Annotated in this window: 18 protein-coding genes; 8 read left to right on the forward strand and 10 right to left on the reverse strand. The window is 73.2% G+C overall.

Features of this window, described 5'->3' with window-relative positions:
• The first annotated feature begins 139 nt into the window (after window positions 1-139).
• Window positions 140-661, forward strand: a complete 522-nt coding sequence (locus K8Z49_RS32175) for a lytic polysaccharide monooxygenase auxiliary activity family 9 protein (RefSeq protein ID WP_021598550.1) — start codon at window positions 140-142, stop codon at window positions 659-661.
• On the forward strand, window positions 661-1,380 hold the full coding sequence (locus K8Z49_RS32180) for a chitinase (protein WP_021598551.1): 720 nt from the start codon (window positions 661-663) through the stop codon (window positions 1,378-1,380). The genes K8Z49_RS32175 and K8Z49_RS32180 overlap by 1 nt, the downstream gene beginning before the upstream one ends.
• A gap of 56 nt (window positions 1,381-1,436) precedes the next feature.
• Here K8Z49_RS32180 and paaE read toward each other — a convergent pair whose 3' ends face one another.
• From paaE to paaA, 5 genes are read right to left on the reverse strand one after another with little or no spacing between them, the layout of a single operon-like run.
• Window positions 1,437-2,516, reverse strand: a complete 1,080-nt coding sequence (paaE, locus tag K8Z49_RS32185) for a 1,2-phenylacetyl-CoA epoxidase subunit PaaE (RefSeq protein ID WP_075021235.1) — start codon at window positions 2,514-2,516, stop codon at window positions 1,437-1,439.
• Window positions 2,517-2,519: 3 nt separating this feature from the next.
• On the reverse strand, window positions 2,520-3,008 hold the full coding sequence (gene paaD / locus K8Z49_RS32190; protein ID WP_024934526.1) for a 1,2-phenylacetyl-CoA epoxidase subunit PaaD: 489 nt from the start codon (window positions 3,006-3,008) through the stop codon (window positions 2,520-2,522).
• Window positions 3,002-3,892 carry a 1,2-phenylacetyl-CoA epoxidase subunit PaaC gene (gene paaC / locus K8Z49_RS32195; RefSeq protein WP_412515953.1) on the reverse strand — a complete coding sequence of 297 codons (891 nt, stop codon included), beginning with the start codon at window positions 3,890-3,892 and terminating at the stop codon, window positions 3,002-3,004. The genes paaD and paaC overlap by 7 nt, the downstream gene beginning before the upstream one ends.
• Before the next feature lie 7 nt (window positions 3,893-3,899).
• A complete protein-coding gene (paaB, locus tag K8Z49_RS32200; protein WP_021596849.1) occupies window positions 3,900-4,184 on the reverse strand; it encodes a 1,2-phenylacetyl-CoA epoxidase subunit PaaB in 285 nt (94 codons plus the stop codon).
• Window positions 4,184-5,134: a 1,2-phenylacetyl-CoA epoxidase subunit PaaA gene (gene paaA, locus K8Z49_RS32205; RefSeq protein ID WP_021596850.1), complete on the reverse strand. Its 951-nt coding sequence runs from the start codon at window positions 5,132-5,134 to the stop codon at window positions 4,184-4,186. Before paaA ends, paaB begins: the two co-directional genes overlap by 1 nt.
• Window positions 5,135-5,229: 95 nt before the next feature.
• Here paaA and K8Z49_RS32210 point away from each other — a divergent pair, with 95 nt between their 5' ends.
• Window positions 5,230-5,871, forward strand: a complete 642-nt coding sequence (locus K8Z49_RS32210; protein ID WP_021596851.1) for a TetR/AcrR family transcriptional regulator — start codon at window positions 5,230-5,232, stop codon at window positions 5,869-5,871.
• Here the strand turns inward: K8Z49_RS32210 and K8Z49_RS32215 are convergent.
• Genes K8Z49_RS32215 through pdhA form a run of 3 tightly spaced genes read right to left on the reverse strand, consistent with a single transcriptional unit; the run spans window position 5,858 to window position 9,188 of the window.
• A complete protein-coding gene (locus K8Z49_RS32215; protein ID WP_111832589.1) occupies window positions 5,858-7,090 on the reverse strand; it encodes a dihydrolipoamide acetyltransferase family protein in 1,233 nt (410 codons plus the stop codon). The genes K8Z49_RS32210 and K8Z49_RS32215 overlap by 14 nt on opposite strands.
• The gene (locus K8Z49_RS32220) at window positions 7,087-8,085 is read right to left on the reverse strand and encodes an alpha-ketoacid dehydrogenase subunit beta (RefSeq protein ID WP_075021361.1); all 999 of its coding nucleotides are present in this window, start codon (window positions 8,083-8,085) and stop codon (window positions 7,087-7,089) included. Before K8Z49_RS32220 ends, K8Z49_RS32215 begins: the two co-directional genes overlap by 4 nt.
• A gap of 5 nt (window positions 8,086-8,090) precedes the next feature.
• Window positions 8,091-9,188: a pyruvate dehydrogenase (acetyl-transferring) E1 component subunit alpha gene (pdhA, locus tag K8Z49_RS32225; RefSeq protein ID WP_412515954.1), complete on the reverse strand. Its 1,098-nt coding sequence runs from the start codon at window positions 9,186-9,188 to the stop codon at window positions 8,091-8,093.
• Between the two features lie 108 nt (window positions 9,189-9,296).
• Here pdhA and K8Z49_RS32230 point away from each other — a divergent pair, with 108 nt between their 5' ends.
• From K8Z49_RS32230 to K8Z49_RS32245, 4 genes are all read left to right on the forward strand, one after another.
• Window positions 9,297-9,821: an Lrp/AsnC family transcriptional regulator gene (locus tag K8Z49_RS32230; RefSeq protein WP_021596855.1), complete on the forward strand. Its 525-nt coding sequence runs from the start codon at window positions 9,297-9,299 to the stop codon at window positions 9,819-9,821.
• Window positions 9,822-9,912: 91 nt separating this feature from the next.
• Window positions 9,913-10,479, forward strand: coding sequence for a SigE family RNA polymerase sigma factor (locus K8Z49_RS32235; protein WP_412515955.1), 567 nt, complete (start codon window positions 9,913-9,915; stop codon window positions 10,477-10,479).
• A 39-nt stretch (window positions 10,480-10,518) separates the two neighbouring features.
• Window positions 10,519-12,336, forward strand: a complete 1,818-nt coding sequence (locus tag K8Z49_RS32240; RefSeq protein WP_412515956.1) for a rhamnogalacturonan lyase — start codon at window positions 10,519-10,521, stop codon at window positions 12,334-12,336.
• Window positions 12,337-12,353: 17 nt separating this feature from the next.
• Window positions 12,354-13,325: a polysaccharide lyase family 1 protein gene (locus K8Z49_RS32245; protein WP_412515957.1), complete on the forward strand. Its 972-nt coding sequence runs from the start codon at window positions 12,354-12,356 to the stop codon at window positions 13,323-13,325.
• 54 nt (window positions 13,326-13,379) lie between these two features.
• Here K8Z49_RS32245 and K8Z49_RS32250 read toward each other — a convergent pair whose 3' ends face one another.
• Together K8Z49_RS32250 and K8Z49_RS32255 are read right to left on the reverse strand one after the other, a co-directional pair.
• On the reverse strand, window positions 13,380-14,132 hold the full coding sequence (locus K8Z49_RS32250) for a TIGR03943 family putative permease subunit (protein ID WP_021596859.1): 753 nt from the start codon (window positions 14,130-14,132) through the stop codon (window positions 13,380-13,382).
• Window positions 14,129-15,160: a permease gene (locus K8Z49_RS32255; RefSeq protein WP_152563875.1), complete on the reverse strand. Its 1,032-nt coding sequence runs from the start codon at window positions 15,158-15,160 to the stop codon at window positions 14,129-14,131. The genes K8Z49_RS32250 and K8Z49_RS32255 overlap by 4 nt, the downstream gene beginning before the upstream one ends.
• 114 nt (window positions 15,161-15,274) lie before the next feature.
• Between K8Z49_RS32255 and K8Z49_RS32260 the strand changes: the two genes are divergently transcribed.
• Window positions 15,275-15,655, forward strand: coding sequence for a VOC family protein (locus tag K8Z49_RS32260; protein ID WP_412515958.1), 381 nt, complete (start codon window positions 15,275-15,277; stop codon window positions 15,653-15,655).
• The last annotated feature ends 72 nt before the right edge of the window (window positions 15,656-15,727 follow it).

Below are 15,727 nucleotides of genomic sequence, written 5' to 3' on the forward strand. Positions count from 1 at the left end.
TTACCGTTCCACCAATTCGATAGGAAAGTTTCCTATCTGATGGAGCCGCCATGCCCCGCTCCCCGCCGCCCGCTCCCCTCGCGGCCGCTCCCCGCCGCGCCGAACGACAGACCACCCCAGCACGCAAGGACCCCCCGCTATGAAGAAATCAAGGCGCAGGCTCGCCGCTCTCGCGGCCGGCCTCGGAATCGCTCCCCTCGTCGCGGTCGTGCTGCCGGCGACCGCCGCCTACGCGCACGGCTACGTGTCGGCGCCGCTGAGCAGGCAGGCCCAGTGCGCCCAGAAGATCGTCCAGTGCGGTGACATCCAGTGGGAGCCGCAGAGCGTCGAAGGGCCGAAGGGCCTGACGAGCTGCAGCGGCGGCAACGCGCGGTTCGCCGAGCTCGACGACGACGGCAAGGGCTGGCAGGCGGCCGCCGTCGGCCGCCAGGTCACCTTCACCTGGACGTTCACCGCCCGGCACCGCACCACCAACTTCGAGTACTACGTCGGCGGCCGGAAGGTCGCCGACATCGACGGCGGCGACCAGCAGCCCCCGGCGACCGTGTCGCACCCGGTCGACCTCGGCGGGGTCTCCGGACGGCAGAAGGTGCTGGCCGTCTGGAACGTCGCCGACACCCCCAACGCGTTCTACGCGTGCGTCGACCTCCAGGTGCAGTGATGGCGCGCCAGAGGGTGAGGCGCGCGCTGATCGGCGTCGTGGCGCTCATGGTGGCCGCGCTGTCGGCCGTCCTGCCGACGGCGTCCGCGGCGAACGCGGCCGCGTTCGTGGTCAGCGAGGCCCAGTTCAACCAGATGTTCCCGAACCGCAACGCGTTCTACAGCTACGGCGGGCTGACCGCGGCGATGGACGCGTTCCCCGGGTTCGCCAACACCGGCAATGACACGGTGAAGAAGCAGGAGGCGGCGGCCTTCCTCGCCAACGTCAGCCATGAGACGGGCGGGCTCGTCCACATCGTCGAGCAGAACACCGGCAACTACCCGCACTACTGCGACGCGAGCCAGCCCTACGGCTGCCCCGCCGGGCAGGCCGCCTACTACGGGCGCGGCCCCATCCAGCTGAGCTGGAACTTCAACTACAAGGCGGCGGGCGATGCCCTCGGCATCGGCCTGCTGAACAACCCGTGGCTGGTGGAGCAGGACTCCGCGGTGGCCTGGAAGACCGGGCTCTGGTACTGGATGACCCAGCGTGGTCCCGGCACCATGACCGGGCACGACGCCATGGTCAACGGCCGCGGGTTCGGCGAGACGATCCGCAGCATCAACGGCAGCCTGGAATGCGACGGCCGCAACCCGGCCCAGGTGCAGAGCCGGGTGAACGCCTACCAGAGGATGACCCAGATCCTCGGTGTCCCCGCCGGTGACAACCTGACCTGCTGACGCGGGCACCGGCCCACCACCCCGGCGGAAGGCCGCCATCTTCCGCCGGGGTGGTGTCACGCGTCGTAGTCGACGGTCAGCTCCGGCGTGGCCGGGACGGACTGGCAGGTGAGGACGTACCCGGCGTCCACCTCGGCCGGGTCGAGCGCGAAGTTGCGGCGCATGTCGGCCGCGCCCTCGACGACCCGCGCGCGGCACGTCCCGCACACGCCGCCCTTGCAGGCGAACGGCAGGTCGGGGCGGACCCGCTGCGCCGAGTCGAGGACGGTCGCGTCCCGCGGCTGCGTCAGCGTGGTGGAGCGCCCGTCCAGGACGATGGTGACCTCGCTGGCCGGGCCGGACGGCGCGGACCGCGTGCGGTTCGGCTCGGGCGGCACCTCGTCCACGTGGAAGAGCTCCTGGTGGACGCGCTCGCGCGGCACCCCGAAGCCCCGCAGGACGTCCCGCGCGTCGGTGACCATGCCGAACGGCCCGCACAGCCACCAGTGGCCGACGTCGGCGACGGGGACGAGGAGCGGCAGGAGGGCGCGCAGCCGGTCCGCGTTCAGCCTGCCGCTGAACAGCTCGGCCTCGCGGGGTTCCTGGGACAGGACGTGCACCAGCTCGAACCGGTCCGGGTGGGCGTCCTTCAGGTCGGCGAGCTCGTCGGCGAACATGACGGTCCCGCTGCGCCGGTTGCCGTAGAGCACGGTGACGCGGGCGGCGGGGTCGGCGAGGGCGGACGCGGCGATGGACATCACCGGGGTGATCCCGGAGCCGGCGGCGATCAGCACGTGGTGCTCGGCCCCGGGGGCGTCGAGCACGAACGTGCCGGACGGCGGCAGGACCTCGACGACATCGCCCGCCCGCACCTCGTGGACCAGCCAGGACGAGAACAGCCCGTCCGGGATCTCCCGGACCCCGATGCGCGGCGCCGCCCCGGCGGGGGCGCAGATCGAGTAGGAGCGGCGTTCCTCCCGGCCGTCCAGGACGCGGCGGAGCGTGAGGAACTGGCCGGGCCGGAACGCGTACGCGTCCGCCAGCTCCGGCGGGACGTCGAAGGTGACCGCGACCGCGTCGTCGCAGAGCGGCTCGACGTCCGCGACGCGCAGCGAGTGGAAGCCGGCGCGGCGCGGTGCGACCTCGGTGAGCGTCACGGCTCAGATCTCCTTGAAGTGCTCGAACGGCTCGTGGCAGGCGTCGCAGCGCCGCAGCGACTTGCAGGCCGTGGACCCGAACCGGGACAGCTCGACCGTGTCGGCGGACCCGCAGCGGGGGCAGGCGACCCGCCGGGTCGGGCCCAGCGCGAGCGGGATCGGGCCGGACGCGCGGCGCGGCGCGGGGCCGGGCGGCGAGACCCCGGCGGCGGCCAGCTTCCGGCGGCCCGGCCCGCTGATCCAGTCGGTCGTCCACGGCGGGTCGAGCACGGTGCGGATCCGGACCTCGGCGTACCCGGCCTCGGCGAGCCGGTTCCGCAGGTCGTCGCGCATCGCGTCCAGGGCCGGGCAGCCGGTGTAGGTGGGGGTGATCGTCACCTCGACGCGGCCGGGCCCCTCGGTGACCTCGCGCAGCACGCCGAGCTCGGCGAGCGTGACCATCGGCAGCTCGGGATCGGTGACGGTCTCGGCGACCGCGCGGGCGCTCACCATTCCGCCCCCGGATGCTCGCGGGCCAGCCCCTGCAGCTCGGCGAGCAGGGCGGTCATCGCGGCGGGGTGCTCGCCGTCGCGCCCGGCCACGCGGGGCGGTACGGGGTCGGGACGCCGGAGCGTCGCCGCCGCCAGCACCTCGTCGAGCACCGCGTCGAACTCCGCGCGGACGGCGGACGGGTCGACCCCCGCGCCCGCGGCGGCCATCCGCCGCTCGATCTCGTGGACGCCGAACAGCTCGCCCGTGTGCGGCCACACCTCGTCCACCGCACGCTGCGCGCGCTCGTGGGAGAGGTCGGTGCCGTCGCCGAGCCTGATCGTCCACAGCGCGGCGTGGTCGCGGTGGTAGGCGACCTCCTTCACGCTCTTCGCGGCGATCGCGGCGAGAACCTGGTCGCCGGACGCGGTGAGCCGGTCCAGCAGCGCCAGCCGCCATGTCGCGAACAGCAGCAGCCGGACGGTCGACTGCGCGAAGTCGCCGTTCGGCAGCGCGGTGAGGCCGACGTTGCGGAACTCGGGCGCGTCCCGGAAGTAGGCGAAGTCGTCCTCGCCCCGGCCCTTGTCCTCGGCGGCGGCGGCCCGGGCCAGCAGCAGCCGGGCCTGGCCGAGCAGGTCCAGCGCGATGTTGGCGAGCGCGACCTCCTCCTCCAGCTCGGGCGCGTGCGTGCACCACTCCTGGAGCCGGTGCGACATGATCAGCGCGTCGTCGCCGAGCATCAGGCAGTAGGCGGCGAGGTCGCCCGGGTCCAGGCCGTCCGGGACGGAGGCGTCGATCCCGGCGAGCGGGTCGTGGAACCCGGTCCCGAACGCCCAGCGGGGGTCGCCGTCGTCCTGGGTCAGCGCGTGGAACGGGTTGTCCGCGTCGAACGGGTCGTGGAGGGCCATCGGAGCCTCACATGTGCGGGACGTCGTCGGGGATCTCGTAGAACGTCGGGTGCCTATAGACCTTGTCGCCGCTCGGGTCGAAGAACGCGTCCTTCTCGTCCGGGCTGGACGCGGTGATGTCCCGCGCCTTGACCACCCAGATGCTCACGCCCTCGTTCCGCCGCGTGTACAGGTCGCGGGCGTTGCGCAGCGCCATCGTGTCGTCGGCGGCGCGCAGCGACCCGACGTGCACGTGGTTCAGGCCCCGCTTGCCCCGGACGAACACCTCGTACAGCGGCCAGTCCTTCTCCATCAGGACGCCTCCCTCCCGACCGGTCGCCCGGCATTGCGCGCGGCCTGCTTGGCGGCGTGCGCGGCGGCGGCCTCGCGGACCCAGGCGCCGTCCTCGTGGGCGGCCTTGCGCACCGCGATCCGCTCCGCGTTGCAAGGGCCGTCGCCGCTGATGACGCGCTTCAGCTCGGACCAGTCGATCTCGCCGAAGTCGTGGTGGCCGCGCTCCTCGTTCCACGTCAGGTCCGGGTCGGGGAGCGTGACGCCGAGCGCCTCGGCCTGCGGGACGGTCATGTCCACGAACCGCTGCCGCAGCTCGTCGTTGGTGTGCCGTTTGATCTTCCAGGCCATGGACTGCGCGGTGTGCGTCGAGTCGGCGTCGGGCGGGCCGAACATCATCAGGGACGGCCACCACCAGCGGTTCACGGCGTCCTGCACCATCTCCCGCTGGGCCGGCGTGCCGCGCATCAGCGTCATCAGCAGCTCGTAGCCCTGCCGCTGGTGGAACGACTCCTCCTTGCAGATCCGGATCATCGCCCGCCCGTAGGGGCCGTAGGAGCTGCGGCACAGCGGCACCTGGTTGCAGATCGCGGCGCCGTCCACCAGCCAGCCGATCACCCCGACGTCGGCGAAGGTCAGCGTCGGGTAGTTGAAGATCGACGAGTACTTCTGCCGGCCGGAGACCAGCCGCTCGGTCAGGTCGGTGCGGTCGGCGCCGAGCGTCTCGGCCGCCGAGTACAGGTACAGGCCGTGGCCCGCCTCGTCCTGCACCTTGGCGAGCAGGATCGCCTTGCGGCGCAGCGACGGCGCGCGGGTGATCCAGATGCCCTCCGGCTGCATCCCGATGATCTCGGAGTGGGCGTGCTGGGCGATCTGCCGGACCATCGTGGACCGGTACTTCTCGGGCATCCAGTCGCGCGGCTCGATGCGCTGGTCGCGGTCGATCGTCCGCTCGAACTGCTCCAGCGTCATCCGCCCTCCCGTGAATTACCGACCGTCCGTTCAGTCAGTATTTTAGCTCGGTACCGGCCCGCGGGGAAGGGCGCGCACCCCCGGACGCTGCGATAATGACCGCCGTGACCAACGAGGGCGGCAGGCGGGCGAACCGGCGCGGCCGGCCGGGCTACGACAAGGAGTCGCTGCTGCGGGTCGCCGTCACGGTGTTCAACGAGCGCGGCTACGACGGCACCAGCATGGACGACCTGGCGAAGCGGCTCGGCATCAGCAAGTCCGCGATCTACCACCACGTCGCCGGCAAGGACGAGCTGCTCCAGCTCGCCGTGGACCGCGCGCTCGACGGGCTCTTCGCCGCCGCCGCCGAGGCCGTGGCCCGGCCGGGCCGCGCGATCGACCGGCTGGAGCACCTCGTGCGCGCCAGCGTCGCCGTCCTCGTCGCCGAGCAGCCGTTCGTGACGCTGCTGCTGCGGGTGCGCGGCAACACCGCCGTCGAGAAGCGGGCGCTGGCCCGCCGCCGCGAGTTCGACCACCTCGTCTCCGGGCTCGTCGCGGAGGCCGAGGCCGACGGCGACATCCGCCCCGACGTCGACCCGCCGATCGCGGCCCGGCTGCTGTTCGGCCTCGTCAACTCGCTGATCGAGTGGTACCGGCCGCGCGGCGGGGCGGGCGCCGGCGAGATCGCCGACGCGCTCTGCAAGGTCGCGTTCGACGGCCTGCGCCGCCGCCCCGCTGGTGACGCTACAGATTCGTGACGAGGACCTCGGGGCGCTCCACGCAGTCGGCGACGAAGCGCAGGAATCCCCCGGCGACGCCGCCGTCGCACACCCGGTGGTCGAAGGTGAACGACAGTTGCGTCACCTTGCGGAGCCGGACCTTCCCCTTGTGGCCCCAGGGCTTCTCGACGATCCGCCCGACGCCGAGCATGGCCGCCTCGGGATGGTTGATGATCGGGGTCGAGCCGTCCACGCCGAACACGCCGTAGTTGTTGAGCGTGAACGTGCCACCGGTCAGGTCGGACGGAGCCAGCCGCCCCTCCCGGGCGCCGTCCGTCCGCTCCCGGAGGGCGGCGGCGAGCTCGGCCAGCGTCATCGCGTGCGCGTCGCGGACGACCGGGACCACCAGACCGCGGTCGGTCTGCGCCGCGAACCCCAGATGGACCTCCGGCACCCGGACGATCTCCTGCCGCTCGACGTCCACGTAGGCGTTGAGCTCGGGATGGCGCTTCAGCCCGGCCAGGCAGATCCGGGCGAACAGGGCCAGCATCCCCACCCGCGCGCCGGAGCGCTGGATGTCCTTCCTGAGCTTGACCAGGCGGGTCGCGTCCACGTCGACCCACGTGGTCGCGTCCGGGATCTCGCGGCGGCTGCGGGACAGCCGCTCCGCCGCCGTCCGGCGCGCGCCCTTCAGCGGGACGCGCACCACGCCGTCCCCGTCCTCGGGCTCGCCGGGACGCGCCGCGATCGCGGTCTCGACGTCCCGCCGCAGCACGACCCCGCCGGGCCCGCTGGGCGTCAGCGCCCCGACGTCGATGCCGTTGTCCAGCGCCAACCGCCGCACCACGGGCGAGATGACCCGGGGGGCCTCGCCGCGGGCGGGCACGGCTGTCGGGCCGGGGTCCGGCCGCGCCACCCGGCGCCGGGACCGCCGCGGCTCCCGCGTCCCGTACCCGACCAGCACGTTCCCGGACCCGGCCCGCTCCTCCTCCCGGTACCGGGCCGCCGCCGCGCCCTCGGCGGTGATCGCGATGAGCGGGGCGCCGACCTCCACCACGGTCCCGGCCTCGGCGTACAGTTCCGCGACCGTGCCCGCGAGGGGGACGGGGACGTCGACGGCCGCCTTGGCGGTCTCGACCTCGACGATGCTCTGGTCGACGGTCACCGTGTCGCCGACCTTCACCTTCCATTCCAGGATCTCGGCCTCGGTGAGCCCTTCGCCCAGATCGGGAAGCCGGAAGACCGTCGCCTCGCTCATCGGGCACCGTCCAGGAACCGCGTGTCGGGACGGTCGTCGCGCTGGAGGCGGTCGAGCGCGTCGAGGATCCGGTCGGTGCTCGGCAGGTGATGGTGCTCCAGCATGGGCGGCGGGTACGGGATGTCGAACCCCGTCACCCGCAGCACCGGCGCCTCCAGGCTGTGGAAGCAGCGCTCCTGCACCCGGGCGGCGATCTCCGCGGCGACGCCCCCGAACCCCGCGGCCTCGCCGACCACCACGCAGCGCCCCGTCCGGCGGACGGACGCGGCCACGGTCGCGTCGTCGAACGGGACGATCGTCCGCAGGTCGATGACCTCCAGGTCCCAGTCCTCCGCGGCGGCGGCGGCGCCGGCGGCCTCCAGCGCGACCGGCACGGTCGGCCCGTAGGCGACGACCGTCGCGTCGCGGCCGGGGCGGCGGACGGCGGCGCGGCCGAACGGCTCCGTCCGGTCGAGCCGCTCGACGTCCGACTTCGACCAGTACAGCTTTTTCGGCTCCATGAAGACGACCGGGTCGGGGTCGTCGATCGCCTCCCGCAGCAGCGAGTAGGCGTCCTCGACGGTGGCCGGCGTGACGACCTTCAACCCCGGCGTGTGCGCGTAGTAGGCCTCGCTGGAATCGCAGTGGTGCTCCACGCCGCCGATCCCGCCCGCGTAGGGGACGCGGATGACGAGCGGCAGCGCGACCTTCCCGCGCGTACGGTTCCGCATCTTCGCCACGTGCGACACGATCTGCTCGAACGCCGGGTAGGCGAACGCGTCGAACTGCATCTCGACGACGGGCCGGAACCCGCCCATCGCCATGCCGACCGCGAACCCGACGATGCCGGACTCGGCGAGCGGGGTGTCGAAGCAGCGGTCGCCGCCGAACTTCGCGGCGAGCCCGTCGGTGACGCGGAAGACGCCGCCGAGCGCGCCGACGTCCTCGCCGAACACCACGACCCGCTCGTCCCCGTCGAGGGCGTCCCGCAGCGCGGTGTTGAGCGCCTGGGCCATCGTGATCACGACAGCGCCTCCTCGGCCTCGATCTCGGCCCGCAGCTGCGCGCGCTGCTCGTCCAGCTGCGGGGTCGGCGTGCCGTAGACGTGGTCGAACAGCCCCATGGGGGCGAGGTCCGGGTCCGCGTTCATGCGGGTGCGCAGCCGCTCGGCGAACTCCTCCGCCTCGGCGGCCGACGCGGCGACGTCGGTGTCGGTGAGGTGCCCGCGGCGCCGCAGGTACGTCTCCAGCCGGGCGATCGGGTCGCGCCGCCGCCACTCCTCGGCCTCCGCGTCCGGCCGGTACCGGGACGCGTCGTCGGCGTTGGTGTGCGCTTCGAGCCGGTACGTGTGCGCCTCGACCAGGAACGGCCCGCCGCCCGACCGGGCGTGCTCGACGGCCGCGGCGAGGACGGCGAGCACCGCGACCGGGTCGTTGCCGTCCACCCGCTCGGAGCGCACGCCGTACCCGATCCCCTTGTGGGCCAGGGAAGGTGCGGCGGTCTGCCGGTCGAGCGGAACCGAGATGGCGTACTGGTTGTTCTGCACCAGGAAGACGACGGGCGCCTTGAACACGGCCGCGAAGTTGAGCGCCTCGTGGAAGTCGCCCTCGCTGGTGGCGCCGTCGCCGACGCAGGCCAGCGCGACCCGTCCCGTCCCCTTGCGCCGCTCCGCGTACGCGAGGCCGGCCGCGTGGACGGTCTGGGTCGCGAGCGGCGTGCACTGCGGCGCCGTGCGGTGGGCGCCGGGGTCGTAGCCGCAGTGCGCGTCGCCCCTGAGCAGCGAGAGCACCTCGACGGGGTCGATGCCGCGGGACACCAGCGCGACCGACTCCCGGTAGGTGGGGAAGAACCAGTCGCCGTCCTCCAGCGCGAGCACGGCCCCGACCTGGCAGGCCTCCTGCCCGTGGCTGGACGGGTACACCGCCAGCCGGCCCTGCTTCGTCAGCGCGGTCGCCTGCGCGTCGAACCGCCGTCCGACGACCATCGCCCGGTGCGCCCGGCGCAGCAGCTCCGGATCCGGCACCGGGTAGCGCTGCCGCCCGCGCACCGCCGCGCCGCCGTCGGTCAGGAACCGCACGGGCTCCGCCGAGGGCAGCAGCTCCTCCACCCGGCCCGCCATACGCCCCCACCTCCGCACTCGATCGGTGCTAGGAATATGAACCAGACCGGACATAAGACTCAATAGACGGCATAAATCCAGGACGTACGGCCCAGTAACGGAGCTCGGATGAACCATCTGTCGCCCGCGGCCCCGCCGCCCGCCGGGCCCGCCGGACGATCGGCGGCGCCCCTCGACGGCGTCGACCGCGCCATCCTCCGCGAACTCCAGGCGGACGGCCGGCTGTCCATGCGCGCCCTCGCCGAGCGGGTCAGCGTCTCCCGCTCCAGCGCCCACGCCCGGGTGGAACGGCTGATCGCCGACGGCGTGATCACCGGCTTCGGCGCCCGGGTGGACCCGGTCCGCGCCGGCCTCGGGACGGCGGCCTACGTGCTGGTCACCATCGAGCAGAACTCCTGGCGCCACGTGTCGGCCCGGCTCCGGGAGGTCCCCGGCATCGAGCACCTGGCCTTCGTCGGCGGGGACGTCGACCTCGTCATGCTGGTCCGCACGGCCGACAACGCCTCGCTGCGCGACATCGTCCTGGCTCGCGTGCACGCCCTCGAAGGGGTTCGCTCCACCCGGACCTGGCTCATCTTCGACGAGACCCAGGTGCACCGCACCGAGGACGGCGCCGAGGCGCCGGGAACCTGAACGCCCGAAAGGCGGGTTGACGGGCGGCGGGCGCGTCCCTACGTTCGGCTGAAAGCGCTTTCTCTGCGGGCCGGAGCCGAGAGGAGTATCGGTGAACGGATCCCGGCGGGCGTTATGGGAGCGCTCTCCTGATGCCGCCCGCAGCGAGTTCCACGGGTTCTTCGAGCGGCACCACCGCGAGCTCGCGCGGCTGGCCTACCTGCTGCTGGGCGATCCGGACGGCGCCGACGACCTCGCGGCCGACGCCCTGGCCGCCGCGTGGCAGCGGTGGGACCGGGTGCGGGCCGCCGACCAGCCGCTCGCCTACGTGCGCCGGATGGTCGTCAATATGTCGAGGAGCCGGATCAGGGCCCTCGTCCGGGAGCGCGACACGCTGGAGCGGATGCGGGCGGTCGCCGGGGAGCACGTCCCGCCGCCGGACGTCCCCGCGGCCGTGGACGTCCGGGCGGCGCTGCGGCGGCTGCCGCAGCGCAAGCGCGCCTGCGTGGTCCTGCGGCTCGCCTTCGACCTGTCCGAGAAGGACACCGCCCGCTGCCTCGGCGTCACGGTCGGCACCGTGAAGAGCCAGACCGCCAAGGGCGCCGCCGAGCTGGTGAGGCAGCTGGCGGACCGGCCGCCGGAGCGGCGCGGCAACCTTCCGGGCGCGGCCGGCGACTAGTGGGAAAAGGCTTTCCCGCCCCCCGCCCTGGGAGTCGCCGTGAGATCGACCTTCCGTCTCGCGCTCGCCCTCGTCCTCGCTCTCGCCGGGACCGCGGCCCCTCCGCCCGGACCGCGGGCCGCCGTGGCGCAGGCCGCCGCCCGGCAGGCCGAGGACCTCGACCGCGGCCTGATCAGCGTCCGGTCCGGCAACGGCAACTACGTCGGCTGGCGCCTGCTCGGCACCGACCCGCCCGGCACGACCTTCAACCTGTACCGGGGCACGGCCCGCGTCGCCACGGTCACGAACTCGACGAATTACCGGGACGAGGGCGCGCCCGCCGGAGCGTCCTACACCGTCCGGCCGGTCGTGGACGGGGTCGAGGGCGCACCGTCCGAGGCCGCGCTGCGGTTCGGCGACGGATACCTGGACGTGCCCGTCCAGCCGCCGGGGTCCGGCTACAGCGCGAACGACGCGAGCGCGGCCGATCTCGACGGCGACGGGCGCCTGGAGTTCGTCCTCAAATGGGACCCGTCCAACTCGAAGGACAACTCGCAGAGCGGCTACACCAGCAACGTCTATATCGACGCCTACCGGCTGGACGGCACCCGGCTGTGGCGGATCGACCTGGGCCGCAACATCCGGGCCGGCCAGCACTACACGCAGTTCCAGGTGTACGACTACGACGGCGACGGGCGCGCCGAGGTCGCCATGAAGACCGCGGACGCCACCGTCGACGGCACCGGCAGGGTCATCGGCGACGCCTCGGCCGACCACCGCAACTCCGCCGGATATATCCTCACCGGCCCCGAATACCTCACCGTGTTCGACGGCCGGACGGGCGCCGCGCTGGCGACCACGGACTACGTCCCGGCCCGCGGGAACGTGTCCGACTGGGGCGACTCGTACGGCAACCGCGTGGACCGCTTCCTCGCCGGAACCGCCTACCTGGACGGCGTCCGGCCCAGCCTGATCATGGCGCGCGGGTACTACACGCGCACCGTGATCGCCGCGTGGGACTGGCGGGACGGCCGCGTCACCCGACGCTGGACGTTCGACACCGACAGCTCCACCAACGCCGGCCGGGGCTACGACGGGCAGGGCTCGCACAGCCTGTCGGCCGGCGACGTCGACGGGGACGGCCGCGACGAGATCGTCTACGGCGCCATGGCGGTGGACGACGACGGCCGCGGCCTCTGGACGGCCCGGACCGGCCACGGCGACGCCCAGCACCTCGGCGACTTCGACCCGGCGCGTCCCGGCCTGGAGTACTTCAAGGTCAGCGAGTCGTCCGGGCAGCCGTCCTCGCTCTACCTCGACCCGCGCAGCGGGCAGGTCCTGTGGTCGACGCCCGCGTGCTGCGACAACGGCCGCGGCGTGGCCGGGGACATCTGGGCCGGACGTCCCGGGGCCGAGTTCTGGTCGGCGTCGGTCTCCGAGCTGCGCGGCGTCGCCGGGAACAACGCGGGGCGCAAGCCGTCGTCGATCAACTTCCTCGCCTGGTGGGACGCCGACCCCGTGCGCGAGCTGCTCGACGGGACCCGCGTCGACAAGTACGGCACGTCCGGCGACACCCGGCTGCTGACCGCGTCCGGCGTGCACTCCAACAACGGCACGAAGGCCGTCCCGTCGCTGTCCTGCGACCTGCTCGGCGACTGGCGCGAGGAGGTCGTCTGGCCGTCGAGCGACGACACCCGGCTCCGTGTCTTCACCACCAGGGAGGTCACCGACCGCAAGATCTACACGCTCCTGCACGACACCCAGTACCGGACCGCGCTGGCCTGGCAGAACACCGCCTACAACCAGCCGCCGCACCCGAGCTTCTTCCTCGGGGACGGCATGTCCGCCCCGCCCCGCCCGCAGATCTACGTGCGATGAGACGAAGGAGACCCCGCATGGCCACCAGACCCCTGCTCATCGGAACGCTCGCCGCCGCCCTCGCCGCGACCGCCGCCACCGCCGCCCCGGCCACCGGCGCCGCCGCCCCGGCCCGTCCGGCCGCCGCGGCCGATGCGTCCCCGGTCGGGTACGCGAGCATGAACGGCGGGACCACCGGCGGCGCGTCCGGCGCCACGGTGACCGCGGCGAACGCGGACCAGCTCGACTCCTACGCGACGTCGAGCACCCCGTACACCATCCGGATCACCGGCACGATCGCCGTGTCGGGCATGCAGAAGGTGGCGTCCGACAAGACGATCATCGGCGTGGGCTCGTCCGGCCGGATCACCGGCGGCGGGCTCAACGTCTCCGAGGCCAGGAACGTCATCATCCGCAACCTGACGTTCACCGGCGCGAGCGACGACGCGATCAACGTCCAGTACTCGACGAACGTGTGGATCGACCACAACGACCTGTCCGGCGGGAACGACGGCCTCACCGACGTCAAGCGCGGGTCCGACTTCGTCACGGTGTCGTGGAACCACTACCACGACCACGACAAGACCGCCCTGCTCGGCCACAGCGACGGCAACGCCGGCGAGGACCTCGGGCACCTGCGGGTCACGTACGTGCACAACTGGTTCGACGGGACGGGACAGCGCCACCCGCGGGTCCGGTTCGCCAACCCCGTGCACGTGCTGAACAACTACTACAACGACATCGGGAGCTACGGCGTCGCGTCCACCGAGAACGCGGGCGTCTTCGTCGAGCGCAACTACTTCGAGAACGTCGAGCGGCCGACCTCGCTCCAGGAGGGCTCGTCCGACGAGGGCAACATCAAGGCCCTGAACAACCACCTCGTCGACTCGGGCACGCCCGCGACCCGCGACCCCGGGTCCGTCGCGGCGATCCCGTACTCCTACACCCCCGAGTCCAGCGCCACGGTGAAGGGGACCGTCATGGCCGGCGCGGGCGTCGGCCGCATCTGACCGGGCCGTCCGGGCGCGTCACCGCTTCAACGGCGAGGCCGGTGGCGGGCCGGGTCACTCGTAGGGGTTGGCGGGTTTCTTGATCCGCTTGAGGGACCGTCCGCGCAGCGTCTGCACGACCGTCGCCTCCTGCCCCGTCGCGGGCGGCTCCCAGACCCCGTCGACCTGCACCCACGCGTCGGCGGGCGGGCGCGGGAGGCCGCGCACCATCACCGGGAACGGGATGGCGTCGCCCGCGCAGCAGGCGACCTTCAGCCGGGTGAGCTGCCAGCCCCGCGCCCCCTTCCCCGCCGGGGTGACGAACCCCGTCAGCCGGACGGGGACGCCCGTGAACGTCGCGGGGTCGCCCGTCTGCGCCTGGTACGCCCGGCCGATGAACTCGCCCATCTTCATCGGGACGGGCTCGCCGCTGCTCGGCAGCGCGGCGAACCCGCCGGACGGCGCGGGCGGCGGCGCGGTCCGGCCGGTGTTCCTGGTGGCGGTGAACGAGCCGAGCGCCGGAGGGGCGATCACGAAGATCGCGAGGACGGGCAGGCAGAGCAGCCAGGCCACCCTGGGCCCGCCGGCGTGCCCGTGACCGTCGTCCTGGGAGCCGTCGCCGTCCTGGTCGTCGTGGGAGCCGCCGGTGTCGCGCCACTCCCTGCGCAGCCCGGCGGCGCCCAGCACCAGCAGCGCCGCGGCGGCGACCACCAGCGGGTACCGGAAGGCGGGCCGCACGTAGTTGACGTACTCGCCGCTCCCCAGCGTGATCCACAGCATCGCGGCGCCGATGAGGACCAGCAGCAGGTTCTGTGCGGACTTGCTCATGACAGCAGCCCTCCCACCAGGACGCTGACGCCCACCGCCAGGCAGAAGGTCAGCGGGACGAAACGGACGGCGAACCGGCGGCCGAAGAAGCCCGCCTGCAGCGCGATCAGCTTGAGGTCCACCATGGGCCCCACCACGAGGAACGTCAGCCGCGCGGTGGTGGAGAACTGCGACAGGCTGGCCGCGACGAAGGCGTCGGCCTCGGAGCAGATGGACATCAGCACGGCCAGGAACGCCAGCAGGAGCACCGACACCGCGGCGCTGCCCGCCGCCGACTCCACCCACGCCGCGGGCACCACCGCGTTGATCGTCGCGGCGGCGCACGCGCCCACCACCAGGAACCCGCCGGCGTGCATGATGTCGTGCCGCATGGCCTGCCGGAACGCCTCCAGCCGTCCGGCCGCGCCGTGCGCGTGCGGGCGGGACGGGATCCTGATCCACTCGCCCCTGCCGAGCAGCAGCCACGCCCACCCCGCAAGCATGGCCACCACCAGCGACGCGACGAAACGGCCGGCCACCATCTCCGGCTTGCCGGGGAAGGCCACCGCGGTCGCGACCAGGACCACCGGGTTGATCGCGGGGGCGGCGAGCAGGAACGTGAGCGCGGCGGCCGGCACCACCCCGCGCGCCATCAGCCCGCCCGCCACCGGGACCGAGGCGCACTCGCACCCGGGCAGGACGGCCCCCATCGCGCCCGCGACCGGGACCGCCGCCGCCGGCCGGCGCGGCAGCACCCGCCGCCACACCGCGGGCGGGACGAACGCGGTGATCGCGGCCGACAGCGCGACCCCGAACACCAGGAACGGCAGCGCCTGCACGCACACCGCCACGAAGATCGTCGCCCACGCGTCCAGCGCCCGCGCGTCGACGTCCGGCGCCACGAGGACCCGCCCCGCCACCAGCGCGGCGGCCAGCGCGGCGAACGCCCACGCGGCGCGGGTTCCCGGCGCCGCCGCAGCGGGGCGCCCCCAGTCACCGGGCGGGAGCACCTCGTCCTCGGCCACCCGGAGGCCGACCCGATCACCCATGCGGCCATCGTTCCAGAGCCGGCCGCCGGGTTCGGGTAGGACGCTCATGAGGACCCCTCCGTGGTAGCATTCGGAGGATAATCCTCCAGTTATACTCTCATCCGGAGGCCGATCATGGCAGTCGAGCTCAACCACACGATCGTCCACGTCACGGACAAGGCCGCGTCGGCCCGCTTCTACGCCGAGATGCTCGGTGTGGACCCGCCCGCGCCGTTCGGCCACTTCCTGACGGTCGGGCTGTCCAACAACGTCACCCTGGACTTCCTGGACGCGCGCTCCGTCCCCGCGCCGCAGCACTACGCGTTCCTGGTGAGCGAGGACGACTTCGACGCGATCTACGGCCGGATCCGCGAGCGCGGCCTCGCCCACTACGCCGACCCGATGCGCAGCCGCTCCGGCGAGATCAACCGCCATGACGGCGGGCGCGGCGTCTACTGGGACGACCCCGACGGGCACCTCCTGGAAATCATCACCCGTCCCTACGGCGGCGGCTGAGCCGGCAGCCGGGAAGGAAGGGGCGCCAAGGCCCCGCCGCCGTCCTCGCGGGCGGGGGACGGGCGGGACGCG

It is taken from the genome of Actinomadura madurae (genome assembly GCF_047130825.1).
Lineage (GTDB): Bacteria > Actinomycetota > Actinomycetes > Streptosporangiales > Streptosporangiaceae > Spirillospora > Spirillospora madurae.